23 protein-coding genes are annotated in these 25483 nt (G+C 47.5%); 9 read left to right on the top strand and 14 right to left on the bottom strand.

Annotated features, from left to right (window positions below; translation table 11 throughout):
• Positions 1 to 7 precede the first annotated feature (7 nt).
• The 5 genes from Q0174_RS00530 to Q0174_RS00510 all read left to right on the top strand — a co-directional run bounded on the left by Q0174_RS00530 (position 8) and on the right by Q0174_RS00510 (position 5235).
• On the top strand, positions 8 to 967 hold the full coding sequence (locus tag Q0174_RS00530) for an ABC transporter substrate-binding protein (protein WP_298040894.1): 960 nt from the start codon (positions 8 to 10) through the stop codon (positions 965 to 967).
• On the top strand, positions 961 to 1758 hold the full coding sequence (locus tag Q0174_RS00525) for an ABC transporter permease subunit (RefSeq protein WP_298040892.1): 798 nt from the start codon (positions 961 to 963) through the stop codon (positions 1756 to 1758). Before Q0174_RS00530 ends, Q0174_RS00525 begins: the two co-directional genes overlap by 7 nt.
• Complete coding sequence (locus Q0174_RS00520; protein ID WP_298040890.1) at positions 1758 to 2447, top strand: ATP-binding cassette domain-containing protein; 690 nt, start codon at positions 1758 to 1760, stop codon at positions 2445 to 2447. Before Q0174_RS00525 ends, Q0174_RS00520 begins: the two co-directional genes overlap by 1 nt.
• Positions 2440 to 4839, top strand: coding sequence for an NnrS family protein (locus tag Q0174_RS00515; RefSeq protein WP_298040887.1), 2400 nt, complete (start codon positions 2440 to 2442; stop codon positions 4837 to 4839). Before Q0174_RS00520 ends, Q0174_RS00515 begins: the two co-directional genes overlap by 8 nt.
• Before the next feature lie 66 nt (positions 4840 to 4905).
• Positions 4906 to 5235 (top strand): cupin domain-containing protein, encoded by a 330-nt coding sequence (locus Q0174_RS00510; protein ID WP_297990394.1) that lies wholly within the window; start codon positions 4906 to 4908, stop codon positions 5233 to 5235.
• 237 nt (positions 5236 to 5472) lie between these two features.
• Here Q0174_RS00510 and Q0174_RS00505 read toward each other — a convergent pair whose 3' ends face one another.
• From Q0174_RS00505 to Q0174_RS00495, 3 genes are all read right to left on the bottom strand, one after another.
• Entirely contained in the window at positions 5473 to 5619 is a 147-nt protein-coding gene (locus Q0174_RS00505) for a hypothetical protein (protein ID WP_298040885.1), read from the bottom strand.
• 88 nt (positions 5620 to 5707) lie between these two features.
• Positions 5708 to 7288, bottom strand: coding sequence for a single-stranded-DNA-specific exonuclease RecJ (gene recJ, locus Q0174_RS00500; RefSeq protein WP_298040883.1), 1581 nt, complete (start codon positions 7286 to 7288; stop codon positions 5708 to 5710).
• Positions 7278 to 8909 (bottom strand): CTP synthase, encoded by a 1632-nt coding sequence (locus Q0174_RS00495; RefSeq protein WP_298040881.1) that lies wholly within the window; start codon positions 8907 to 8909, stop codon positions 7278 to 7280. Before Q0174_RS00495 ends, recJ begins: the two co-directional genes overlap by 11 nt.
• A 138-nt stretch (positions 8910 to 9047) precedes the next feature.
• Between Q0174_RS00495 and Q0174_RS00490 the strand changes: the two genes are divergently transcribed.
• The 3 genes from Q0174_RS00490 (at position 9048) to Q0174_RS00480 (ending at position 14318) form a co-directional block, all read left to right on the top strand.
• A complete protein-coding gene (locus Q0174_RS00490) occupies positions 9048 to 10496 on the top strand; it encodes a DUF945 family protein (RefSeq protein WP_298040879.1) in 1449 nt (482 codons plus the stop codon).
• Between the two features lie 385 nt (positions 10497 to 10881).
• Positions 10882 to 13254 carry a ribonucleoside-diphosphate reductase subunit alpha gene (locus Q0174_RS00485; RefSeq protein ID WP_298040877.1) on the top strand — a complete coding sequence of 791 codons (2373 nt, stop codon included), beginning with the start codon at positions 10882 to 10884 and terminating at the stop codon, positions 13252 to 13254.
• Between the two features lie 227 nt (positions 13255 to 13481).
• A complete protein-coding gene (locus tag Q0174_RS00480; protein WP_298040875.1) occupies positions 13482 to 14318 on the top strand; it encodes a TIGR01777 family oxidoreductase in 837 nt (278 codons plus the stop codon).
• 226 nt (positions 14319 to 14544) lie between these two features.
• Here Q0174_RS00480 and Q0174_RS00475 read toward each other — a convergent pair whose 3' ends face one another.
• The 11 genes from Q0174_RS00475 to Q0174_RS00425 all read right to left on the bottom strand — a co-directional run bounded on the left by Q0174_RS00475 (position 14545) and on the right by Q0174_RS00425 (position 24599).
• Positions 14545 to 16305: a GTP-binding protein gene (locus Q0174_RS00475; protein WP_298040873.1), complete on the bottom strand. Its 1761-nt coding sequence runs from the start codon at positions 16303 to 16305 to the stop codon at positions 14545 to 14547.
• Entirely contained in the window at positions 16298 to 17449 is a 1152-nt protein-coding gene (locus Q0174_RS00470; RefSeq protein WP_124850553.1) for an MBL fold metallo-hydrolase, read from the bottom strand. Before Q0174_RS00470 ends, Q0174_RS00475 begins: the two co-directional genes overlap by 8 nt.
• Before the next feature lie 10 nt (positions 17450 to 17459).
• Complete coding sequence (locus tag Q0174_RS00465; RefSeq protein ID WP_298040868.1) at positions 17460 to 18851, bottom strand: hypothetical protein; 1392 nt, start codon at positions 18849 to 18851, stop codon at positions 17460 to 17462.
• 105 nt (positions 18852 to 18956) lie between these two features.
• The gene (locus tag Q0174_RS00460; protein ID WP_298040866.1) at positions 18957 to 20129 is read right to left on the bottom strand and encodes a PAS domain-containing sensor histidine kinase; all 1173 of its coding nucleotides are present in this window, start codon (positions 20127 to 20129) and stop codon (positions 18957 to 18959) included.
• Positions 20120 to 20818, bottom strand: a complete 699-nt coding sequence (locus Q0174_RS00455; protein ID WP_298040864.1) for a response regulator — start codon at positions 20816 to 20818, stop codon at positions 20120 to 20122. The genes Q0174_RS00460 and Q0174_RS00455 overlap by 10 nt, the downstream gene beginning before the upstream one ends.
• A gap of 97 nt (positions 20819 to 20915) precedes the next feature.
• A complete protein-coding gene (locus Q0174_RS00450; RefSeq protein ID WP_298040862.1) occupies positions 20916 to 21830 on the bottom strand; it encodes a DUF3137 domain-containing protein in 915 nt (304 codons plus the stop codon).
• Positions 21831 to 22169: 339 nt separating this feature from the next.
• The gene (locus Q0174_RS00445; RefSeq protein ID WP_298040860.1) at positions 22170 to 22466 is read right to left on the bottom strand and encodes a hypothetical protein; all 297 of its coding nucleotides are present in this window, start codon (positions 22464 to 22466) and stop codon (positions 22170 to 22172) included.
• 320 nt (positions 22467 to 22786) lie between these two features.
• Positions 22787 to 23053: a hypothetical protein gene (locus Q0174_RS00440; RefSeq protein ID WP_226969119.1), complete on the bottom strand. Its 267-nt coding sequence runs from the start codon at positions 23051 to 23053 to the stop codon at positions 22787 to 22789.
• Complete coding sequence (locus tag Q0174_RS00435; protein WP_298040858.1) at positions 23043 to 24152, bottom strand: relaxase/mobilization nuclease domain-containing protein; 1110 nt, start codon at positions 24150 to 24152, stop codon at positions 23043 to 23045. The genes Q0174_RS00440 and Q0174_RS00435 overlap by 11 nt, the downstream gene beginning before the upstream one ends.
• The gene (locus tag Q0174_RS00430; RefSeq protein ID WP_009256578.1) at positions 24113 to 24433 is read right to left on the bottom strand and encodes a MobC family plasmid mobilization relaxosome protein; all 321 of its coding nucleotides are present in this window, start codon (positions 24431 to 24433) and stop codon (positions 24113 to 24115) included. Before Q0174_RS00430 ends, Q0174_RS00435 begins: the two co-directional genes overlap by 40 nt.
• Positions 24434 to 24437: 4 nt before the next feature.
• Complete coding sequence (locus Q0174_RS00425) at positions 24438 to 24599, bottom strand: hypothetical protein (RefSeq protein WP_007885225.1); 162 nt, start codon at positions 24597 to 24599, stop codon at positions 24438 to 24440.
• A gap of 430 nt (positions 24600 to 25029) precedes the next feature.
• On the opposite strand from Q0174_RS00425, the gene Q0174_RS00420 reads away from it, so the two are divergent.
• Positions 25030 to 25404, top strand: coding sequence for a TnpV protein (locus tag Q0174_RS00420; protein WP_001129922.1), 375 nt, complete (start codon positions 25030 to 25032; stop codon positions 25402 to 25404).
• Positions 25405 to 25483 lie beyond the last annotated feature (79 nt).

Raw genomic sequence — 25483 nt, 5'->3', positions numbered from 1 at the left:
GTAACAGATGCAAAGAAGAAATTTCTTAAAACTAACGTCTGCGTTGGCGGCTAGCGGGCTTGCTAGCCCTCTTTTTGCAAAGGAGACCTTTACTATTTACGGCGCGCCTGCGATGCCTAGCCTCATCATTGGCGTTGCGTGCATGCAGGGGCAGATCGGCAAAAAATACGACGCGAAGCTTGAGCTTTGGCGCGATCCCGATCAGCTGCGCGCGGGCGTGGCAAACGGCGAGTACAAGGTCATGATGAGCCCTAGCAACGTGGGGGTGAACCTCGCAAATCAGGGTCGCAAGATCGGTATGGTAAATATCCTCACCGAGGGGCTAAATTTCGCGATGAGCAAGGGCGAGAAGATAACGGAATTTGCGCAGCTGAAGGGCAAAAAGATCATCATGCCTTTTAAAAACGATATGCTAGATATCATCGTGCGAGCCATAGCGAAAAAGCAGGGTATTAGCGGGCTAAATATCGACTACACCACCACTCCCGCAGAGAGCGCGCAGATGTTTTTGGCTAAGGATTACGACGTCGCGATCACGGTCGAGCCGCTAGCAAGCGCTATGATCCTAAGGGGCAAAAAATCGGGCATCGCCGTGCAGCGTGGGGCAAATTTAAGCGATATGTGGGCGCAGGCGTTTTCGACTAAGCCCATCATCCCGCAAGCGGGCATCATCGCAGATACCGATTTTTACGCCGCGAAAAAGGCGGATTTTGAAATTTTAAATGCCGATTTAGCAGACGCGCTTGCGTGGATCAAAGCGAACAAACAAAGCGCTGCGGCAATCGGGACGAATTTCTTTCCTGCGCCGCCGCCTGCGATATTTATGAGTATCGATACGTCGAATTTATGCGTCAAAAAGCCTAGCGAGATCAAAGACGAGCTTTTAAAATTTTACGAAATTCTGATGGAATTTAACCCTAAGCTCCTCGGCGGCGCGATGCCTAAGGACGAGTTTTTTCTATGCTAAAAATCGATAAAATTCGCAAAGCTCAAAACCCCGCGTTTTACGTCATAGACTATCTATGGGGCGGCTTTGCGAGCTTGGGGGTGGTGTGCTTTTTCGTAGCCGTCTGGCAGGTAGCGAGCGAGGCTTACGGGCCGCTTATTCTGCCAGAACCCGCGGCTGTCTTTTCTAAGGCGTGCGAAATTTTAAAAAATTTCGCCGCAAACGATCTAGCCCTGTCGCTTAAGCGCGCGCTTGTAGGCACCTTCCTCGCGCTTTTTGCGGGGATTTGTAGCGGGCTTGCGGCGGGGTATTTCAAAAGCCTGCGAGCCTTTTTAAACCCGCTAATCACCGTGCTTCTCTCGACGCCGCCCATCGTTTGGATCGTGCTTGCGATATTTTGGTTTCATTTTGGCGATACAAGCGTGCTTTTTACCGTCGTTATCGTCGTCGCGCCGATGACTTTTGCGTCCGCGGCGCAGGCGATGGCTAGCGTGAGCACCGAATACACCGAGCTTTTTGACAGCTACAAAAGCTCAATTTTAAAAAAACTGCGCTACCTCTACGCGCCGCACCTAATCGAGCGGCTGCTTCCCGCGATCTATGTCGCGGTCAGCAACGGCGCGAAGGTGCTTGTGATGGCGGAGCTTTTGGGCGCGAACGACGGCGTCGGCGCAAAGATCGCCGAAGCGCGCGTCAATATCGATACGGTCGAAGTCATGGCGTATGTGTGCCTAGTGATAGCCTTTACGGCGCTTTTTGATTATCTCGTGACCAAGCCGCTTCAAATTTTACTGATGCCGTGGAGCAGATGATGCTAAAAATTTCAAATCTGCGCTACGAAATTCTGCGCGACGTTATAATTTCCGATTTTTCTTTGCAGCTGCGCGCAGGCGAAGTAAAGACGCTTTTTGGCCCCAGCGGCTGCGGCAAGACCTCACTTTTGCGGCTGGTCTGCGGGCTGGAGGATAAAAAAAGCGGGCAGATCGAAAACGGCTTTAAGAAAATCAGCTTTTTGTTTCAAGAAAACCGCCTGCTACCAAACCTCACGGCGCTTAAAAATATCGAAATTTTTAGCCCCGCCGGCGTGAGCGAAATTTACGCCCTCGCCGCAAAGATCGGGCTTAGCCCGAGCGATCTGAATAAATTCCCGCGCGAGCTAAGCGGCGGTATGCAAAAGCGCACGGCGTTTTTGCGAACTATCCTTAGCGGCTGCGATCTGGCGCTGCTTGATGAGCCGTTTGTAGGTCTGGATCGCGATCTGCGCGGCGTGCTGATCGAAATTTTAGTCTCAAAGATCGAGTGCGAGGGGCTTGCCTGCCTTTTGGTGACCCACGACCGCTTTGAAGCCGCACGCCTAAGCCACGAGATCATCGAGCTCGAGCCCAAAGAGATGGGGCTTAGGCGCGTCGTGAGGCTAGATGAGCCGCTAAGCGCGCGCGACGAGCGGTACGAAGAGCGCGTGGTAAGCGAGCAATTCGGGGGAGTGAGCTATTATGAGTAGAAATTTTATCTTTAATGCGCGCAAACAGGGAGGCTCCGCACAAAATTTAAACTTACGTTGCGGCCCAGGCGCAAGCAAGCGAAGCTTTGGCGCGCGTCGCGATCCGGGCGCGTACGAACACGGACTATTGCGGAGCACCGAATACTGCGATTTAGGAGCACGCAGGCATGGGTTTTTACAAAGTACTAAATGTCGCGATGTCGGAGCGGGCGGGCACAGGCTCTTGCGTGATACTAAATGTTATGATTTCGCTGCTTGCATAGACAGGCTCTTTCGGGACATCGGATACTGCGATCTTAGCGCAAGCGGATATAGCCTTTCGCAGGACATCGGGCGCCGTGGTTTTATCGCACCGAAATACGAACTGCGCAGCCACGTGAACTGCGATTATATCGTGAGCGTGCTCTTGAACGGCGCAGTGCGCTACGGTTTTGCAGCGCGAAATTCGGCGCTATTACGCGGCGATACATACTGCGGCTCTAGCGCGAGTACTTACTTACGGTGTAGTTCTAGCGTGGGCGCTTGCTTACGGTGCCTTGACTCGAACCGATATGCCCGCTCACGCCGCGACTCGGGTGCGAGTGTCAGCTTGCGATGCAGCTCTAACGCGAACGATCCTTTGCAGCGCGTATCCGATCGCCCTACTCGTACCGCCCGCCTGCATTGTGGATTTGGTGCAAACCCAGACGCCCGTCTGTGTTGTGGATTTGGCGCAGATTATTTTAAAAATTCAGGCGGAATTTCTACGCGAAATTTCAAAATTTCCGCTTCAAATTTTACGAGAAATTTTAAAAATCCAGCTCGCAATTCGGACGCCGAGCCAGCGCAAAGCTTTAAAAATCCAAATTTCGCACATGATTTCTTGCAAAGCGCTAAAAGCTACGATCAAAATTCCGCATATGGCTTCTCACAAAGCGGCAGAAGCGTCAAATCCAATTCCGAGCTGGGCTTCTCGCAGAACATTAAAAATTCCGAATGGAATTTACCACTAAGCTTCTTACAAAGCGCCAAGAATTCCGATCAAAGTCAAAATTCCAAACGCGCCTCCGCGCAAAGCTTTAAAAATCAAAATTTCGCGTGGGATTTCTCACAAAACGGCAGAAGCGCCGAACTAAATTCTAAACCGAGCTTCTCACAAAGCGCTAAAAATTCTGATCGAAATTTTAAGACCAATTCCACGCAAAACCAAACCGAGCCTATTTCGCCACAGGAGCTCAAAAATTCCGAGCCGTGCTCGGCGCAGCGGCTGGGCTTTTACGCGCCTAAATTTAAAGATGAGCGCGCGAGAAATTTTTTCTCCCACCCAATGCGCGCTTTCGTTCTTTGTGCCTGCTTTTTTGCGGCGCTGGGCGCGCTTAGCTTCCTAGTGCCGGACGCGCTGGCGATCGATTATGTCGGCGCTCATAAGTTTTACTTTCTGTTTTTGGCGCCTTCGTGCATCTACGCGGCGTTTTTGCTTACCGCGCTGCCCGATTGGACGAACTTCGAGGGTTCGCTAAAGCCCGTCTCGCTCGCCTTTGCTGCCTGCCTGATCGCAGCTTTTATCGCGAGCTTTTTAAATTTACGGCTTGCGGCGGCGATTATCGCGCTGTTTTGGGCGATATTTTTCATCTTTGCGGCGCTGCTTTTATGGCTGGATAAAAACTCAAATAATTTTAGTATCCTAGCGGTCTTGGCGGCGTTTTGCGCCTGCTCTGCGGTCTACGGCGCGAGCGGAGACGAGAAGTTTTTGCTTAGCTTCGTGCATATCAACGTCGCGGCAATCGCCGTCGTAAGCTACCGCATAAGCGTCGTCATCGGCAACGAAGCGCTAAGAGAAGCGGGGCTGAAGGACGCCGTTTTTATTCCAAATTTTATCTACAAAAATTTAGCCGCTTTCCTTGCCTTCGCTTTGGCGCTCGCGACGCCCTTTTTAAGCGAGGCGACGTGCGGATTTATCGCGCTTGGCATCGGATTTTTGTTTTTGGCGAAACTTCGCGAGCTACACTACGTCGAAATTCTAAGCCGCCACTATATGGCGTTTTACTACGCGCTACAGGCTGCGTGCGCGGCGGGATACCTGTGGTTGGGCTGGGAGCTGATACGCGGGGGGTACGCTGCCGCGCCGCTGCACGTCATCGCGATCTGCTATATCTACGGAGCGATACTTTTTGTGGGAATGATCGCCGGACAGCGTCACAGCGGAATTTCGCCGCTAAACTTCCCGCGCCTAAGCCGCACGGCGCTCGTTTTGGCTCTACTCGCGGGGGCTTTAAGAGCCGTTTTTGCGGGCGAGAGCTTTGTTTTATACGTGATGATCCCCTCGGCGCTTTTCATCGCCGCGGTCGCGCTATATCTGATAAATTTTATCCCGATCTTTCTGAAAAATCCTTTCAGCGCGGATCCGGATTGATAATCATCAAAGCGGGCTTGCTAAATTTTAGCTACAATCGATCAAATTTCATTTCAAGGAGAACTTATGCAACACATCAAAAATATCGACGCCGCTAAGGCCGTAGAGCTTGCTTCGCTAGTCGAGGTGGCCCCTCACAAGGTGATTTCGCGCACCCTCGCGCAAAATCCTGCGCTGAATATGACGCTTTTTGCCTTCGACGGCGGCGAGGAGATCAGCTCGCACAAATCCGACGGCGACGCATTCGTTTACGTGCTTGAGGGGGAGGGTGATTTCACGATCGACGGGCAGAAACACCGCGTAAAAGCGGGGCAAAGCATCGTCATGCCTGCGGGCTTGCCGCACGCGATCTTCGCGCCGGTGCCGTTTAAGTGGTTTTTAGTGGTGGTTTTTTAGCCTATAAGTTTAAGGGCGGGTCAAATTTTAAAATTTAGCCCGCCCGCCGCTTCATAAAATTTTATCCGAAATTCCATTTGCAGGGCTATTCTGCCTGTTTTGACTGCTCCCGCTTGCCCTCACAAAATTTTAAAATTTAGAAACGTTTAAATTTTACTTTTACCGCGTCAAAAAATTTCGTCTGTTTTGCAAACCGTGCGGGAGCTGAAAATAACGCACCGCGTTTGCGCGCTATGTCTAGCCCCGAAATCGCACGCTTGAGCTCGCATCGCAAGTCAAATCCATAGCTCGCGCGTTAAATTTCAAAGTCGCGCCGAGCGTGCAATACATATCGGGCAAGTAGAGCAGATGGACGCTGTAGTAGGGCGAACCCGCCGAGTGCACAATGCGCGCCTAGCCCATAGATCGAGCGTTAAATTTAAAGGCCGTGTCCGGCGCGAAATGCACGCCAAGCCGGCTTAAATTTTAAAATTTATCCCTCGCTCGGGGTCAGTTCCTTGATGATGAGCTCGGGCGTGATCGTGCCGCGGAAGTTGTTTTTGCTAATCGTAAAGATCGCGTCCACCCGCTCGCCCGCGCGCGGCAAAAAGTCGTAGTTGAAAAACAGCGCCTCGACGCTGCCGCCGTTTTTGTCAAGCGCCATTTTGATATGCTTGCCCTCCTTGCCGATCTCCCTGATATTGCGGGCGCGGGCGCCTTTGATACAAAAGAGCGGGCGCGGATTTTTCTGCCCGTAGGGCTCGTAAAATTCTAAAATTTCAAGCAGCTCGAAGTCTATCTGCGACGCGTCCAGCTCGCCCAGTAGATCGTCTTGCGCGCTAAAATCGCTCAGATCCTTGGGCGTAATGCGCTCATTTACGCGGCGCTTAAACTCCTGCAGTAGCGCAGGATCGATCCCCACGCCCGCAGCGCCCTTGTGTCCGCCGAAGGTCGTTAAAATTTCGCTTTGCGAGGAGATCAGCTCTAAAATGTCAAATTTGCCGATGCTGCGTGCACTTCCTTTGGCGCGCGAGTCGCTTACGCTAAAGACGATTGCGGGCTTTTTGTAGGTCTTGCTTAGTCGGCTTGCGACGATGCCGATGATCCCTTCGTGCCACTGCGGGCCCCACACGACGATGACGTTGTCGCTCGGATCGACGCTTTTTACGATCTCGTCGTAGAGGTTTTTCTCCTCCTCTTTGCGCGAGTTGTTGATGGAATTTATCGTCTCTAGGTAGTGGTTTGCCTCTCTGATATTTTTGGCGCATAGGAAGTTATACGACATCGTCGCATCGTCCATCCGCCCCGTGCAGTTGATTAGCGGCGCGATCGTGTAGCTGATATCGTCGAATTCGAAGTGTTTTTTGAAATAATGCTCCTTAATCGCCTTGAAGCAGGCGCGGTTCGAGCTATTTAGCCGCTTGATGCCGAAGCGCAAAAGTGCGCGGTTCATATCGCGCAGCTCCATCATATCGGCGATTATGGCGATGATGAGGATATCCATCGAGCTTGCCATATCGTAGTTCACGCCGAGAGTTTCTTTTAGCGCGCCTACGAGATACCACGCTACCTGCGCGCCGCAAATTTCGATATTTGGGAAGGTGCAGTCAGGCTGCTTCGGATTGATTATCGCGTAAGCTCTAGGCAGCACGGGCGGAGGCATGTGATGATCGGTGATGATGAGATCGATCCCCTTTTGCGCGCAAATTTCGGCAGCTTCCGTCGCGGAGGTGCCGTTATCTACGGTGATGATGAGATCCACATCCTCAAGCTCGCCTATGATCTCGCTATTTAGCCCGTATCCGTCGGTGAAGCGGTTTGGGATCTTGATAACGTAATCCGCGCCTATTTGATTGAAAAAATCGCTCATTATGACGGTGCTTACGATACCGTCGACATCGTAATCGCCGACTACGGCTATGCGCTGGTTTTCTTCGATGGCAGTTTTTATGCGCAAAGCCGCCTTATAGGTATCCTTCAGCTCGCAGGGTAAGGGAATTTCAGAAATTTTAGTATGCCGATCGTTCGCAAATCTCGATTTTAGAATTTCCCTTATCTCATTTTTACCTAGCATTTTTTATAGATGCTTCGATAAAGCCCAAAATAGCGGGATTTGGGCGCACTAGACGGCTGGTAAATTCCGGGTGAAACTGCACGCCCAGAAAAAACGGATGGTTTTTTAGCTCGACCGCTTCGATAAGCCCGTCGCTTTCGCCGCAGACGATAAGCCCGTGCTTTTCAAACTCGGCGCGGTACTTCGGATTGGCTTCGTAGCGGTGGCGGTGGCGCTCGCGGATGGTTTTTTGTTCGCCGTAAATTTTACCCAAAAGCGAGCCTTTTTTGACATCGCAGTCATAGCCGCCCAGCCGCATAGTGCCGCCCATAGGGGATTTGTGCGTGCGGATCTGCTTTTTGCCGCTTGCGTCGATGAAGCTGTCGATCAGATAGATCACCGGATCTTCGGTCTGCGGGTCAAATTCCGAGGAGTTAGCGTTTTTCAGTTTTAAGACATTGCGCGCAAACTCCACCATCGCAAGCTGCATCCCTAGGCAAATACCCAAAAACGGCACCTTGCGCACCCGCGCGTAGTTTATGGCTAAAATTTTACCCTCTACCCCGCGTGAGCCGAAGCCGCCCGCGACCAAAATTCCGTTTACGTCGCGGAAAATTTCATCCACATTGCTCGCTTCAATTTTTTCACTATCTACCCACTTTAAGCTTATCCGCGTATCAAGCGTAGCGCCCGCGTGGATGATTCCCTCGGTGAGGGATTTGTAGCTTTCTTTTAGATCGATATATTTGCCGACGAAAGCGATCGTGGTTTCGTTCGTAGGCACGATGACGCGCTTAACGAGGCTGTCCCAGTTGCTCATATCGACTTCGAGCTTATTTAAGTTTAGAGTCTCCGCGATCGGCGTTAAAATATCCTGCTTCAAAAACGCAAGCGGAATCTGATATATGCTCGCGCTATCGGGGCTTTCGATGACGCAGTTTTTATCTACGCCGCAGCTTAGCGCGATCTTGTCTTTAAGCGCGCGATTTAGCGGCATTTCTGAGCGGCAGATTATCATATCGGGACTGATACCGATGCGGCGCAGCTCGCCTACGCTATGCTGCGTGGGCTTGGTCTTAAGCTCGCCCGCTACTTTGATGAAAGGCACGAGCGTGAGGTGGATATTCATCGTATTTACTCTACCAAGCTCCACTCTCATCGCGCGGATCGCCTCTAAAAACGGTAGCCCCTCGATGTCGCCCACGGTGCCGCCGATCTCGACGATCAGCACGTCGTTGCCCTCGCCCGCCTTTTTTATGCGGCGCACGATCTCGCCTACGATGTGAGGGATAACCTGGATCGTCTTGCCCAGATAATCGCCCCTGCGCTCCTTTTCGATGACGGAGCTGTAGACTTTGCCCGTGGTAAAGTTATTATCTTGGCTTAAATTTTCATCCAAGAACCGCTCGTAGTGCCCCAAATCCAGATCGGTCTCCGCGCCGTCGTCGGTGACGAAAACCTCTCCGTGCTCCAGCGGGCTCATGGTGCCGGGATCGACGTTGATATAAGGATCCGCCTTTAATATGCGCACTTTAAGCCCCGCGTGCTTTAAAAGCGTCGCGATCGACGCCGCCGCAATGCCCTTACCCAGCGAGCTCAGCACTCCGCCGGTGACGAAAATATATTTCGTTTGTTTTGCCATAAGTTTTCCTAAATTTTGATATTAATGCCGCGATTATAACTTCTTTTAGGTTAAAGCACACTAAGCTAGAATTTGAAAATTTTAGAAATTTACGGCAAAATACGCACCCAAATAAATTTTAAATTTAAAGGAGAGATGATGAAAAAGATCATCGCGGCTTTAGTGATCATCGTAGCGCTTATAGTGGGCGTTTTTGTAGCGACAAAGGACGCTAAAACGGGAGTAGCTAAAAGTGTAAACGATAGCATAACCAAAACGGTTGACGGTGCGGTCGGCAAGAGTGCCAGTGTCGCGATTGAGCAGCAGATTGCGGAATTTATCGCTAGAAACGAAATTTTCGAGACTAAGAGCGCTAAATTTTATCCCGGAGATAGCAACTCAAGCGGCTTTATCGAAGGCGTAGTAAAAAAAGAGAAACTACAAAAAAGCCTTGCTGAAGGCTTTAGCAAGCTAAAGGAAAAAGCAGGCGCGCAAGATAGCAACGATACGGACGAGCCAGATCCTGCTAAAATTTTCCCGGAGGATTTTGCTTTTCGCTACGACTACACTATCAAGCATAGCGTAAAAAACGCTGCGGATGGATTTGAGAGCGACGGAATTTTAACGATTAAGACGCCATATTACGCGGAGCCTTGCAAGAAGCTGTTTAAGACTGACGCGCCGCTTAGCACGCATCTAAACTACGGACCTACAGAGGTTAAATTTAGCGCAAAGCTAGCCGATATAAATGTGCTCGAAGATGGCGGAATGGGACGTCTTGCAGGTCTTAGCCTAAACGGCACGAGCGATATGAGCGGCAAAACGATAAAAGCCTTGGGTTTTAAAATCGGTGAAATTTTTATAGACGACGGCAAGGATTCGGGTCTTGATATGAAGGATCTTATCTATGAGGCGAACTTTAAAAACGGTATCCAAGATCTAGACGATAATATAACCAAGCTCTTTTTGAATGACATAGATTTTGCAGGCAGCACAAAAGAGCTCGTCGTAACTGTAGATAAGCAGCGCTTCGTCGTAGTTACGGATATGAGCACGGAAGGTAGCTACCGCGTAAAAGATGGAATTTTAAATTTTAACGAAAGCGATAAAGCCCAAAGCCTAAAAATCGCCGACGTGCTAGTGCGAAACATCCATTTAGGCGTCGATACCAGCTTTAGCGCCGCACTTTTCGAAAAATATCTGTCTGTTATCTCAAATCCGCAAGAAGGCGAAAAATTAGCGGAAAATAAAGAGCTTTTTATGAAGTTGCTAAAAGATGATATGAAAATCAACGTGAATGATTTTTCGTTTGAAAATAGCCTCGGCAAGAAATTTGCTTTTAACGCAAGCGCGCTAGTAGGCGGCTACATCGACGAGACGCAGCTTTTTAAGCGTATGAGCTTAGACGGCAAAGCTACGATAAATACGACCATCACGGACTTCCTATCGCCTTATGACAGCCTGCGCGATTTTGCGCCGATGGCGGAAGTTTATGGCTCGCAGTTTCTTAAGCCTGATGGAGATGGAGTTAAGATGGAGTTTAGCTTCGATAAGGCAAGCAACTCTATGATCTTAAACGGCAAACCTATCCCACTACCGCACAATTAAATTTTTAAGCTTTGCGAGCAAATTTTAAACCTGTTCGCAAAGCTTTTTTTGTTTCTTACTTTTTTCGGCGCAGAATTTCGCAAAACTCCGCGCAAATTTTTACCTACAAAATTTCGCGATGGCGCCATAAAATTTCGCTCAAATTTTATCGCATCTTTTCCGCCCGCTTCGCTAAATTTTAAAACTTACAAGCCAAAATCTCATACTTACAATGACAGATAGACTTAAGCAATTTTGGCTATAATGCGCGCTTTTGCAGCGCAGCTAGCGTAAATTTAAAAGACGGCAGATTATGAGCGGCATTTATTACGCCACCTCTTTTGACGACGTATTTTATATTGGGAAACTAACGCTAAATTTGCATTTTTAAATTTCAAGGAACGATATGAAAGTAATCAAACGCAACGGCAGAACCGAGGAACTTGACGTAAGCAAGATCAAAAAATACACGAGCGAGGCGGTAGAGGGGCTGGAAAACGTAAGCCTTAGCGAGCTTGAGGTGGACGCAAAGATCCAGTTTCGCGATATGATCACCACGGAGGAGATCCAACAAACCCTCATCAAAACCGCAGTCGAAAAGATCGACGTGGACCGCCCGAACTGGACCTTCGTCGCCGCGCGGTTATTTTTATACGATCTGTATCATAAAGTAACGGGCTTTAGCGGCTACAACAGCCTAAAAGATTACTTCGCTCGCGGCGAGGCGGCGGGTCGTATAATGCTTGGCTTAAAGGAAAAATACGATCTGGAGGATCTAAATTCTTATCTGCAGCCGCAGCGCGATTTGCAGTTTAACTATTTAGGCATCAAGACGCTTTACGATCGCTACCTCATCAAGGATAAAAGCGGCGCGCCGATCGAGCTTCCGCAGCAGATGTTTATGGCGATCGCGATGTTCCTCGCGCAAAATGAGCTTGACTGCCAGAGTTGGGCGAAGAAATTTTACGATCTCATATCTAAATTTGAAGTCATGCTGGCTACCCCGACGCTCTCAAACGCCCGCACGACGCGCCATCAGCTAAGCTCCTGCTACGTGGGCTCCACGCCCGATAATATCGAGGGGATCTTTGATAGCTACAAGGAGATGGCGTTACTTAGCAAATTCGGCGGCGGTATCGGCTGGGACTGGTGCAAGGTGCGCGCGATGGGCGGCAGCATCGACGGACATAAAAACGCTGCGGGCGGCATCATCCCGTTTTTAAAGATCACAAACGACATCGCCGTCGCCGTCGATCAGCTGGGCACGCGCAAGGGCGCTATCGCCGTGTATATCGAGCCGTGGCATATGGACGTGAGCGACTTCCTCGATCTACGCAAAAACTCGGGCGAGGAGAGGCGCCGTGCGCATGAAATTTTCCCCGCGCTGTGGATAAACGATCTGTTTATGAAAAGACTTCAAAGCGGCGGCAAATGGACGCTCTTCGATCCTGCCGAGGTAAGCGATCTGAGCGATCTATATGGCGCGGAATTTGAAGCGCGCTACGAGCAGTACGAGGCCGACGATAAAATTTCAAAATCTACCATCCTGGCAAAGGAGCTTTGGAAGAAAATTTTAACGAGCTATTTTGAGACCGGAATGCCGTTTTTGTGCTTCAAAGATAACGCCAACCGCATCAATCCAAACGCGCATCAAGGCCTGATTCGAAGTTCAAATTTATGCACCGAGATCTTTCAAAACACGGCGCCGAACCACTACAAAATCAAGGTCGTTTTTGCTGACGGCGGCGAGAAGCTGTTTGAGGAAAACGAAGATGTAAGAACCGACGCGGGCATCGTAAAAAAGGCGAAAAAGATCACCGCGCTAGACACGCTGGGCGGCAAAGAAATTTTTATCGTAGAGAAAGGCTGCAGCGAGGGCGCGACGGCGGTTTGCAACCTCGCAAGCGTAAATTTAAGCAAAATCAATAGCCGCGAGGAGATAGCTCGCGTGATGCCGATCGCCGTGAGGATGCTCGATAACGTCATCGATCTAAATTTTTACCCGCACGCCAAAGTCAAACATACCAATCTAAAAACGCGCGCGATAGGACTCGGCGTAATGGGCGAGGCGCAGATGCTAGCCGAGCGCGGCGTGAAGTGGGGCAGCTACGAGCACTTCGAGCTGATCGATAGGATAATGGAAAACGTGAGTTTCAACGCGATCAAAGCAAGCTCAAATTTAGCCGTGGAAAAGGGCAAATACCCTGATTTTGCTGGCTCGAAGTGGAGCGAAGGAATTTTCCCGATCGATTTAGCAAACGAAAACGCTAAGGCGCTAGTTAAGCGCGGCGGGCTCTTTGAGCAGAGCAGCTGCGATTGGGACGGACTGCGCGAGAAAGTAAAGCGCGACGGCATGCGAAACGGCTACCTGATGGCGATCGCGCCGACATCGAGTATCAGCATACTCGTAGGCACCACGCAGACGATCGAGCCGGTGTATAAGCGCAAGTGGTTCGAGCACAATCTAAGCGGCATGATCCCGGTCGTCGTGCCGAATTTAAGTCCAAAAACGTGGCAGGCGTACGTACCTGCATACGAGCTCGATCAGCGCCTACTCGTAAAAGCGGGCGCCATCCGCCAAAAATGGATCGATCAAGGTCAGAGCCTAAATATCTTCATGAGCCTAGACAAAGCTAGCGGCGGCTATCTGAGCGAAATTTACACGCTTGCGTGGCAGCTGGGGCTAAAATCGACCTACTACCTGCGCTCCGAAAGCCCCGATAGCGAGAAGCTAAACAACGTCGCGGATCGCTCGATCGAGTGTGAGGGGTGTCAGTAAAATTTATTTGTCGCGCTAGAAAATTTACGCTCGCAATCAGGTGGCGAAAACGGCGTGAAAGAGTATTTTAGAAAGTAAATTTGACGGGCGCATTTAAGCCATCGCCCTGCCGTCAAATTTAAGCAAAACGGCTTGGCTTCGGGCTTTAAATTTAAAGCCAAATTTAACTCCGCGTCGCGTCAAATTTGACCGCCCGCGTCAAAATAAATTTATCAAAAAGGCAAAACATGAGAATAGCTGTAAACGGCGCAAGCGGATTTATCGGCGGCGAACTATGCCGCTTTTTTAGAGCCCAGGGGCACGAGATAGCAGCTATCCCAAGGGCCGCCTACGCCGATAAAGACGCGCTCAAAAACCTCATCAAAGGCTGCGACGCGGTTATAAATTTAGCCGGCGCTTCTATCGCTGCAAGATGGAGCGAGGCTTATAAAAAGCGCCTTCGCGCAAGCAGGATAGAGACTACGCGCACGCTGGTTTGCGCTATAAACGAGCTAGAAAACCCGCCCTTTTTTATCAGCGCTTCAGCCGTGGGGATATATGAAAACGGGCTTGGTCACGACGAAAGCTCGGTCAAATTTGACCGCGGATTTTTGGGCGAGCTAGCATGCGAGTGGGAGAGCGAGGCCGCTAAAGCGCGGACGCAAACGGCGATATTTCGCCTAGGCGTGGTACTGGGGCGAGGCGGCGCGCTAGCTAAGATGCTGCCCGCATTTAGGCTTGGTCTTGGCGGCAAGATCGGTAGCGGCGAGCAGGCGTTTTGCTGGATCCACATAACGGATTTGCTGGAAGCGTTTAAATTTGTCTTACAAAACCATCAAAGCGGCGTTTTTAATCTCGTTTCGCCGACTCCTAGCACCAACGGCGAATTTACTCAAATTTTAGGCGATGTTTTGGGGCGACCGACGTTTTTTAAAGTGCCTAAATTTGCGCTAAATTTGATGCTGGGCGAGGGGTCCGGCGTGCTGCTTGAAGGAGCGAAAGTCTATCCCAAAGCCTTGATAAAAAGCGGATTTAGCTTTAAATTTGGCGATCTAAAAACGGCGCTTGAGGATATTTTGGGATAAAGTTTAAAGTAGAGTAAACGACCTGAAGGACTTTCAAGGGCAAGCAGCGCACTACATAAAATTCCGCGATTGATTCGGGAAATTTACCGCAAAAGAGCAAGCCAAACTGCGTTTAGATTTAATGTTTAACGGTGGTGCTTTATCGTTTTTGTAAAGTCGTGCCGCATCGCCGTCCAAAATGCGCACAAATTTATTCTATAAATCAAAACCATTTGATCTCTTAGCCCTAAAAAAGATCGGTCAAAAAAGCGCTTTCATCTATCCCTCGCCCGATGAAAACCAAAAAATTATCGCAGCGTTTGCGGTCGCTAAAAGGCGTTATCTCAAATTTACCGTTTACGAACTGCACGACGTATTGCGCCTCGTCGTTTTTGAAGCTTGCAAGCCCCTTTATGCGGTAAAAATTTTCCGGTATGTCGCTCATAAATTTGATGAAATTTTGCCTATCGATGTCCTCAGGAAGGTCTTTTTTAAACGAGACTATCCCCTCGTCTTCGTGCGTTGCGTGCATCTTGCCCTCGAGTAGGACGGACGCCATATACGAAGTGTCGCTCTGGCGGTAGAGCAGGTAGTTTGGATTGAGCTCGGCGTCCACCGTCTCGAATATCTCGGCGCAGCGGTTGTTTTGGATCAAAGCTTGTCGTATCCGCTCCTTTTGCTCGCTTGAGATCAGATCGATTTTATTGAGCACTATGACGTCGGCAGCCTTGATCTGCTCGAGCATTATTTTTGATCTGCCCCGCTCTTTTAAAAAATTCGTCCCATCGACGACTGTGACGATGGCACATAGATTGACCTCGTCTTTGATCTCGTTTAGCTCGCTTAAGATATTGAAAGGATTGGCGACGCCGGTGGTTTCAAGCACGATGCTGTCGGGCTTTTTGGGCTTGAGCTGCGAAATCGCGAGCTTGATCTGCCCCGCCATTGAGCAGCAAACGCACCCCTCGTCAATCTCTACGAGCGCGTATTTAGCATCCAGCAGCGCGCCGTCGAGGCCGATTTTGCCGATCTCGTTTTGGATGATGCCGGTAAATCTATTTTGCGCCGTTTCGTGCTCGATGAAATTTTGAATAAATTTCGTCTTGCCAGAGCCCAGATAGCCGGTGATGATGAAAAAATTTGGCCGCTCGCCGCCTTGCATAAAAATTTGCTTTTTATCCTCTTTAGCTAAGCGCAGCAAAAATTTAGACATAGGCGCCGAGCCTGGCAGCTTCTTAAAAGATCTATCGTCAAATTTAATGCGCCCGTCGCTCGCATTCTCGCCGTAGATTAAATTTACAAAAATTTCGCCGCAGAGCGGATCTTCTTTGCTTTTTAAGTTGCGCTCTTTGTCGTAGATCACGGCGCGAGCCGCTTTTTTGTAAATTTCAAAGTTCTCGTAGCGCGGCTCGTAAATTTTACAAAGCGCGATATGCAAAAAGTTCATAAACGCAAGCGATACCCTAAAGCAGGGGAAATTTTTATCAAGTCCCTCTTTTGCGATGATCTGCTTGCCCTCTACGCAGACGCCGTCTTTTGCGTACGACCTATCTCTGAGCTTCGTTTTAAAAGATAGCGCCAAGCCCCGCTCTTGCGGCTTTAAATAGATCGTAGCGACGCAGAAGTTATTTAAAAGCTCCCTGTGCGCGGAGAAATTTCGCACCTTCGTCAAAAACTCTGGCTCTTCAGCCAAAACGGCTTCAAAAAGCGAGACGTTACCGAGCAGTTCGTCGTTTGCGGAGGGGAAATAATAAAGCTCAAATACGCCCGCGCCCTCTTTCACCTCCCGCAAAACGATACCGTAAATGCCGCCGTAAAAGCCGAATTTTATACTCCAGCATTCATTAAAATAGTTCCCCTTATACATCCCCTGATACCTGCTTGAGGATTTTACGTCGCTATCGTAAAGAGACTTCATCAATATACATCTCATAAGCGACCTGTAATCCTCAAACGAGTATTTAAATTTCAAAGGGAAAATATCTTGAAATTCCATGCTTCTATCCAAATTTAACCTTATCGCCGTTACCTAGATAATCGGACGTTTTGGTTCTAAATCTAGCCGTACCCTTTACGATCGGATAGCCCTCGCGGACGAATTTTTGCACGGTCAGAAGGCCTGTGCAGTGGTTACACGCCATGACCTGGTAGTTCCATCTTTTCAGTCCGATAACCAGATCGTCGTATTTTGGATCCCAGTCGTCAAACGGCGAGATATGAAGTCCGCCGTAAAGCCCGTAGAGCTGATCGTTATCGTACTTAAGCTCCTTGTGCGCGGAGTCCGAGAAGGTAATGATGCCCTGATGGCAGCAGCCAGTGATGCTAACTAGGCCTTTGTCTTTAACGTTTACAAATATCGACTGTTCGCCAAAAACCCTCGTAATGATAGGGCAGTCGTAGCAAAACGTACACATTCCGGGCTCGATCTCGTTTCTACCTTTTTTAAACACTACAAGCTCGCCTTTATGGCCTGAATCTTTGATATATTGTCTGCCTTCTGGATAAAAGCCCTCATGGATGATGATTCTGATGTCGGGCTTATACTTTAAAACGACGGGCAGCGCCCAAAAGTGATCGTAGTGCTCGTGCGACATTATGAGGGTGTCTATTTCGCCGTTTTGCAGCATCTTATCGATCCCCTCCCGCTTAAAGCACTCGTGCATCCACTTATATGACCAGCCGCAATCAAGTAGATATTTTTTCTTTTCGCCGTTTAGACGCTCTATCTCTATGAGAGCAGAGTAGCCGCCCGCGTTATCGGGATTTACGGAAAGTTTTTTGGTTACCTCCCACGCCTCATCGATCTTATCGGGTAGAAGATGCTTGATTTGTGAAATTCCCTCTTCGTAGCTGCCTTTGGCAAGCCCTTTGCCGTTACCAAACGGTGGCCAGTTAAATAGATATTGATTGACTAGCAGTCCGCCTGCGCCTTTAATATCTCCCATCAGCATCGAGTTGTCAAACCAGCTCGTTTCGGAGATATTAGTAACCTCGACGCTTTTAATCGCGCCAAAATCGGTCATCTTTCGCACTTCATCGGGAAGAAAAAATTCTCTCGCAGGAGAGTATGAAAACACTCCCATCGATGCGAGCGCGCCGAGTCCTATTCCCGCCGCACCGCCTTTTATAAAATCTCTTCTAGCTTCATTCATCTCAGATCCTTTATTTAAAAATTGTAAGCATATTGCCCACGACAGGCGCTAGATAAACTACGGCGACATAGATGATCACGCCTATGATAAAGCCTACTACCAAGCCTTTGATGGAATTTTTATTTCTAAAATCGTCTTCTTCGCCCACTTCATCCGCTTCTTCTTTTTTACCGGCAAGCCTCCAGCCCGGCCAACCGTCCATAAACCAGTAATTTATCAGCATAACATTGATAAACCAGATCATCGGGATCATCGGGAATTGTTGCGGATGCGAAAAGCCCTTTTGAGTGCCTAGCAAAAAGTGCGAGACTTGATAATAGACATAGTATAGGACGATAGCCGCTACCATACTTATGATCGTTCTAAGAAGGATATTGACGGGTTTTGAAAATTTATTAACCGCGTTGTTGCAGTAAAATTTAATAAACAGCACCGGCACGAGCCAAAATATAGCTATCTCGCCTACATGCAGCCAGCGCCAATCTGGCGCAAAAAGCCTCCTGTCACCTCTAATATGCACGCCCCAGATAAGTTCTTGCAGATAGTAAAAGAAGAACGAAAAGCAAAACGCCATCGCTATAATGCCGAAAAATGACGCCGTCCTTCTAAGCCAGTTCGTCTTAATAAGGCTAAAAGGATACCTCTCCCAGATAGTTTCATACACCCACACCATAACGGTACAGCACATAATCCATGCGATATTGAAATTTCCATGCACGGTATCGGCAAAATTATGCCACCAAGGCGGAGTGATGGAGGTGTATTTTTGCCACGGATCGAATAAAATTCCCATTTGCGAGTGGAAAAATACGAAATATACGATCATACTTAGCAAAAAGGTCCATATAAAAACTGTAAAGCCTTTAACGGGCTGCTTTAGCTTCTGCCACGGCGAATTATCCGCAGCCACCACCCAAGAAGGGCTGAGCCACGACGCGATAGCGGCAAACATCAAAATAGCCTGTGCCGAGTACTCAAGCGCGTAAAAATCGGTTATGCCAAGCTCTGCAAGCCTTCGCGGACTAAAATACGATATGGCAAGCTCGCCTAGAATAAATTCGAAGAATATCTTTAAGAATACGAAGAAGGTAAAAAACACCATCACTGTAAAGATAATGCCCTTTTTCGCCGGTCCCGCCGTATAGAGCCACTCCCTTTTAAATGGCCAAAAATCAAAAATATATGCGATCCAAATGATGACCACGAGCAGCCATCTGCACCACATATATCCCACGTATGGAGTATACATCCTCATCAGTCCCCTAGGATCTTGAAAGATCCACCACGATGCGTAAAACACCACAAACAAAAACAGAGTGTTTACAAGCACCGATGTGAGCGGAGAATATCTTCTAACAAGCTTCCGCTCCTCCAGATAAATTTTGTCTTCAGGTTCGCTCATCGCTCCCTCCTTACATAAAATTTAATCTTTGTTAATTATATAAAAAGAGTGCAACCCATTTGTAGCGTAAATTTGGATTAAATTTTAAATTGTCTCAGAAAAGCTTCATTTCGGAAGTTTGATTATAAAATTTGAGCCGTTCTTTAGGCTCTCCACGACGAGCGAGCCCTTGCAGTGATCTTCGATGATGATCTTTGACATATATAGCCCAATACCTGTGCCGTTTTTGCTAGCTTTGGTAGAAAAATACAGATCGAAAATTTTATCCGCGATCTCCTTTTTAATGCCGCCGGCGTTGTCTTTTACGCTTAAGCAAAGATAAGATTTTTCGATGTAGGTTGAAATTTCGATAACGCCGTCGTCGATATTTCTTTCCAAAAAGGCGTCCTGCGCATTTTTTATGATGTTTAAAATAACCTGCGAAACCTCGTTTTTATATGTGAGCAAAGTCTGGTTGCAGCCGTATTTCGCGTAAATTTTAATCTTTTGATTTTGCAGTATCGCTTTTGCGATATTTATCGCCATATTGCAAAGCTCCTCCAGGCTCGTAACTTCCTTGATCTTGGCGGGCTTAAAGAAATTTCTAAACTCGTCGATCGTTTCGGATAGGTGTTTGGAATACTGCTCGATCTTACCGAGCTCCTCCAAAAGGGCGGTTTTGTCAAATTTATCCGCCATCAAGCAGCTAGTGCTTAGATACGAAGCCGTAGCCGAGATAGCAGACAGCGGCTGCCTCCATTGATGCGCTATCATATTTAAAATTTCACCCATCTGAGCGAGCCTTGATTGATACTGCAGCTGCTCGTCTTGGCGCCTTATGAGCTTTAGCTGCTCCTCGATCTCGTGGTTGAGCGTTAAATTTAGCCGTTTGACCTTCAGCCTGCTTTGCTTTAATTTCTTCTCCGCCATTACCCTTTTGGTGATATCTACCACTATCCAAAGCACCTCGTCATTTCCCGATATGGAATCGCCCGAAATTCTAATCCACAGCCCTTTGCCGCTTTTGTGCCTTAATTCGTAGTTTAGTTGCAGAGCCTCGTTTTTCCTTACTTTGTTAAAGGCGATGTCTGCGAAATGCAGGTATTTTTCCTTGCTTAGATGTATGGTTTGCGCGGATTTACCGATGATCTCGTCGTATTCGTAACCGAAAATTTTGCAAAAGGTCTCGTTGCACTCCATAATGTTTCTTTTCTTGTCCACGATAAAGATGCCGACGCCGGAATTTGAAAATATCGTCTCAAATCTCTGATGATTTTTCTTGATGTCTACTATCGCCATTTTATTCTGTATCCTTGCGAGTAGATGTTTTCTATCAGCTTATAGCCGATTTTTCGGTGAAATCTAGATATAATATTTCTTACCCGTTTGTCGTCATATCCGCCATAGTCCTCAAACAGCTCGTTTTCTATCTCAAGGCCGCTTGCGATCCGCCCGCTAGAGCTTAAAAGCAGCTGCAATAATGAAGTTTCGTTTTTGGTTAGTTTGATAATTTCGCCCGCTTTGGATAAGCTTGAGCTCTGCTTATCCCAAACGAAATCGCCGCTTAGATAGATGAGCTTTGCGGGTTTAGTTTCGATGCTCTGCGTGATTTTTTCAAGCACGCTTAGTAGATCCTCGGTCGTAAAAGGCTTTAGAATATAGCCGTCCACGCCGATGGATATGGCTTTGGTAAAAAATTTAGACTCATCGTAGGCTGAGAAGATGACCGTTTTTACCAAAGGATCAATCTGTTTGATCCGCTCTAACATCTCAAGCCCGTTTATGCCCGGCATATTGATATCGGTAAAAACAATGTCAATTTTGCTTGCTTTAAATTTATCGATGCCCTCCTGCGCGTCGCCGCAGTCGGTAACCTGATGGAAAAACAGCCTTAAAATTTTCGCGGTCTGCTGCCTTACCTCATTATCATCCTCGACATATAGGGCGCGCATACTGCGAGTTTGAGCTTGTATTTCGTTTATATCCATAATGCAGCCCCTCCTTTTTAAATTTATCCCTTATCGTAAATTTTATTCTACCCGCCGCGATCGCGCTTTGAGCTTTAAATTTTAAATCGAAATGTTTCTACTCTACCTGCCCGAGCTTTTTGAGATAGGCGAAAATTTTAGCGATCTCGATCATCCTATTTAGGCTTTCGAGTAGCTTCGCGCTTTGCGAGCTCGGCGCGGATTTGAAAATTTCGCTATTTTCAACGCCGATTACGAGGCTGTTTTCGCCCAGGTAAAGCTCGGTTTTGCCGAACAAATTTACGGTAATCGTTTGCATATTTTCTAAAATTTTTTTGTTTTGTAAAAAGGCGGCGGCGGCGGGGTTGTTGAGATAGACGTCAAACGACGCGCTTAGGTGCGGGCTGTCTTTAAGCAGCTTGAGGTTCGATGCGCCGAAGATGAACTCTCCGCGCGGCACGACTAAAATTTGGCTATCGAAAGTCTCACTAAAATCAAATTTTGCAAAAAGCCCGTCAAAGATCGCAGTATCATCCTTCTTTTTAAGATGCAAAATTTTATCCAGCTCAAATACCCGATTTTCTCTGTTTTTATCGAAATCGCGACTTAGGCAGATGTCGCCGATTTTTATGCCAAATTCGGGCGTCTTGCCCACTATCGCGTGCTTGCAAGTGCATAGATTTGCCTCTTTGCGGAGCGGATTTTTGTAAATTTCATCGAGTAAAAACGCGCCGAAGGGCTGAAAGGTAAGGTGCAGCTCCTTTGCGATCCAAAGCAGAAATTCATTCTTAAAGGCTTCTTCGCTGAGCGCTTCAAATTTACGCGAAATGCGCACGGCTAGGTATTTGTAAGCAGGATAAGCAAGAGCTAGCAACACTAATAAAAACAGGAACGAGAAATCTCCGAAATCCTTGCGCATAGCAATAAACAGCGCCAGCACCACCACTGCCACGCCGCCACGCGCCTTCCAAAGCGCCACATTGCGTGCTCCATCTAGTTTTTGCTTTTTTAATTCGTAAGAAACAAGGCTCATCGCTATCCCCGTGAGTGAAATTTGACGCTCATTATAGCGAAAAATGGGATTAAATCAAGCCATATGATAAGCGCGTTGCTATTTATAAGGCGGGTTTTTTCATAATAGCTCAAAAGCATATAAATCGCCGCTTTTTTCTCTGCACTTAACGATATCGCCCTGTTTGAATTCTAAAATTTCATCCAGTTCGGATTCAAATTTCGTCGTATCGGTAATTTTAAAAATATATTGCGCGATTTGAGCAGCCTTTACCGGGCGCCATACATCGATATCTTCGTTTGAAATTTTATAAAAATTTCTTTATCGGTCGCGCTTGCCGTATTAAACCTTTCTGCCCGGTTATCTAAAATTCTTTCTGCCTAGCCACAATTTAAGATATTTTAATGCGGGTCTTAAATAATCATTAGTAGCGTTGGCTTTAAAGGTGCTTATGTCCGATTCTATCAAATACCAGCTATATCCGTCATCCTTTAAAATATTCATTTTGCGATGTTTGGCCTCAGTGTTTGCGTCAGATATCTCTATATCCAGTACTTTATTTGCAATATTCATCTGTACCGATAGATTAGGGCTTAGATCATATATGAAGCGGTTAAGATCCTTGATGATATGGGTATTATATACATCATCGATCATCTCAGCTCTTCTCTTCCTAAAAATTTCCTCTTCTATTGGGTCTCCATCAAAAAGCTTTCCATGATGATCTTCATCGGCTATGAGCTCTTCGTAAGATACGATAAAACATCCAAAATATCCCCTATGCATCCCAAATTTCCAATTCGTAGGCACCGTTTCATCGATTACTTGAAAATATTCGCTATTAAATCTACAGTAATCTATATCATCTACAAACGGTAATATGCAATAATAAACCTATCCCTCTTCATATTGAATGCCATAAACAAAATAGGTTCTGTTTAATCTCAGATACTCATGCCTATCTTCTTTTATACATTTTACTTACCAAGCATACCATATAACAGCATAAGAAACACTAAAATATTACAGACCATACCGCCCCAAAACAGGTACAGCTTTAAGCCCTCATATCTGAAAAAGCTGTTCTTACTTTCCTCCAGCTCCCGGATCTTTTGCTTCATCACGCTCGTAAGTGTATCAGACTGCTTCTCAAGAAGCTTTGTAGCCCTCTGTATAGCCTCTATATTCGCCTGTAACGCCTTTCTAACCTCTTGGACGGTGTTTTCCTTAACCTCATCTTTCAAACTCCCAATCTCGCCCGATATAGCGTCTTGAAGCAATTCGTTGCTGTTCTTCAGCAGCTCTACGCTCTGCTTCAGCTCGCTGATGAGCTTCCTGTTCTGCTCTGCGTCTCTCTGCCTGTTCTGCTCTGCCCTTACTTGTTCTTGATTTGACTGCTTCATCAATTCCTCGCAGTTCTCGCTCGACATCGCCAACGCTTCTTTGAGCAGACTGTTTTCCAGCTCTGTCCGGCTCTGTCGGTTTAACTCTTGAAGCTGCTCTCTTGGACTGCTCTGCTTCTGCTGTTCGTGCATTTCTCTCAAACTCATGCTCCATGCTCTCCTTTCCAAAATCCATATTGTAGTATTTTTCCAGCTTGTTATCCCTGATTTTACAAGCCTTTTCTCCTGCCTGTTCCCTGGCTAAGTCGGTATATGTGATGTACTTGTGGCTGTCCTGCCAGTCTACGCCGTACCCTCTTTCATTCATCATCCGGATAAAGTTTTCCCGGCTGGTCGCTGTTTCCTTACAGTCCAGCACCGCAAGGGCAATATCCTGCACATAGCTTTTGACCTTTCCCTGCTCTGCCTGTTTCAAAAGCTGGTAGGCGTCTTTGCTCCATGCCACCGTTTCTTCCCGGACTTCTCCAGCAAAGGTCTTTCCTTTCTCCGGCACATGCAAGCCCTGTTCCCGGCTCTGCTCGTTGCACCGTTCCTTTAGGTCTTTAAGGTCGTGCTTACTCCATTGGAGCTTATGACCGTCCTCATAATTTACGGAATTGACAATAAAATGCGTGTGTATATGCCCCTTGTCTATATGCGTGGCTATCAGAACTTCATGCCCTTTCCATGCCTTTGTATGCTCTGCCAGCTCGACAGCGTTCTTGTGAGCCTGCTCCGGGGTTATTTTCTCGTCCTCATGGTAGGATTGCACATAATGCTTATAGGTTCTTCCATCCGTCTTGCCCCACAGCTCCTTTGTGGCTTGCATTTCTTCCTTGACCGTCTCCGGCTCACAATGCAGACCGCTGACAAGCTTCTCCTCTGTCTTTTCTTTTTTTGTCACATAATCTATGGCGTGCCCTATGCCCGCCTTTGAAGATACCGCCTTAATGACTGCCATACTTTGTTCAGCTCCTCTCCATGCTTCCGCACTTCCGCTTCACTCGGCAACATTCCCCCCTCATTACACCGCTTTGCTATCTGGTTGAGGTTGTTCCCTATCCGTTTCAGTTCCGGGATAAGTTCCTTGATACCGTCCGTATTCACGATTTGCTTCTCCAGCACACAGGAAAGGATATATTCCTGCTGGTTCTTTCCACTCTCTGAAATCTTCTCCTGTAGCTGCTGGTATTCTTCTTCACTTACCCGGAATGATAGCTGCTTTGGTCTTGTCTTGTTCATACCCTTACCACTCCATATCCATGACATCAAGTAGGTCAAAGAAACGCTCCAGCGTCTTATTTTCCTTTTCTGCCGGATTCTGTTTTACATATTTATCAATTACTTTCATCAGCTCCTGCACCTCGTATCTGTACTCAAACTGAATTTTATCCATATCTTTTTTCATGCCTTTGACCTCTCTTTCTTCGGTGCTACCACCGTCATATTATGAGCCTTCCGGCTCGTTTAAAAGGGGGATTGAAGGGGGGCTTGCCACCCTCACAAGTTCTAAAGTGGTAACACTTTAGAACTTGCAATATATCCGCTACACATATTATAGCATGATAGACACCCTATATCAAGCGGATATATTCGTGCGTATATTCTGCCAAGAATATAGTGGAGCTTACTTCCTCTTGGGCGACTTTGGAAGTGTAGGAGGGAGACAGTCAAGGGCTTGTTTTTTATCTGCAGTATGAGCTTCGGCTTGCCGATCAGCGAGTACAGCAGATAAAAAATGGTCGCAGACCACCCTTTACTTTCTTCCGCCGGAACGGACAATGTAGGACGGATTTTGCGGACATTCAAAATAAAAAAGAATGTGGAGGTAACAGACAATGGCAAAATCATTATTTGAGGAACTGGGCGGCAAATACGAAAGGCAAGGGGATTATTTGATACCGTGCTTAACTGTACCCGCCGAAGAAGAACAGGCAATAGGCATCTGGGGGCAACGGCATTTAGATTATCTAAAACAGTACCGTAAAGTTACATACACCAATCTTCTTACAAGCGGCAGGCTAAACGCCTACCTTGCCGACATCAACAGACAGGCACAGGAACGCTTTGAAAGGCTCATAGAGGGTATGAAACAGGCACAGGGCATAACGGAACAGCTAAAGGCAGAAAACGCCTTAGAATGGACAGGATGCCTCAATAACATAAGGGCTTGTGCGAGGGAGATTGTGGAAAAGGAAATTATTTTTGCATAAACAGATGATTAGTGGCAGGGGGAAATCCTGCCGCTTTTTCTGCTTTAGTTTGTCAGCTTGACAAATAAAGGGTTAAGGA

The sequence above is a fragment of the uncultured Campylobacter sp. genome, assembly GCF_937996225.1.
Classification (GTDB): domain Bacteria; phylum Campylobacterota; class Campylobacteria; order Campylobacterales; family Campylobacteraceae; genus Campylobacter_B.
The sequence above is the reverse complement of the archived record's forward strand: the minus strand, read 5'-3'. Positions and strand labels throughout refer to the sequence as shown.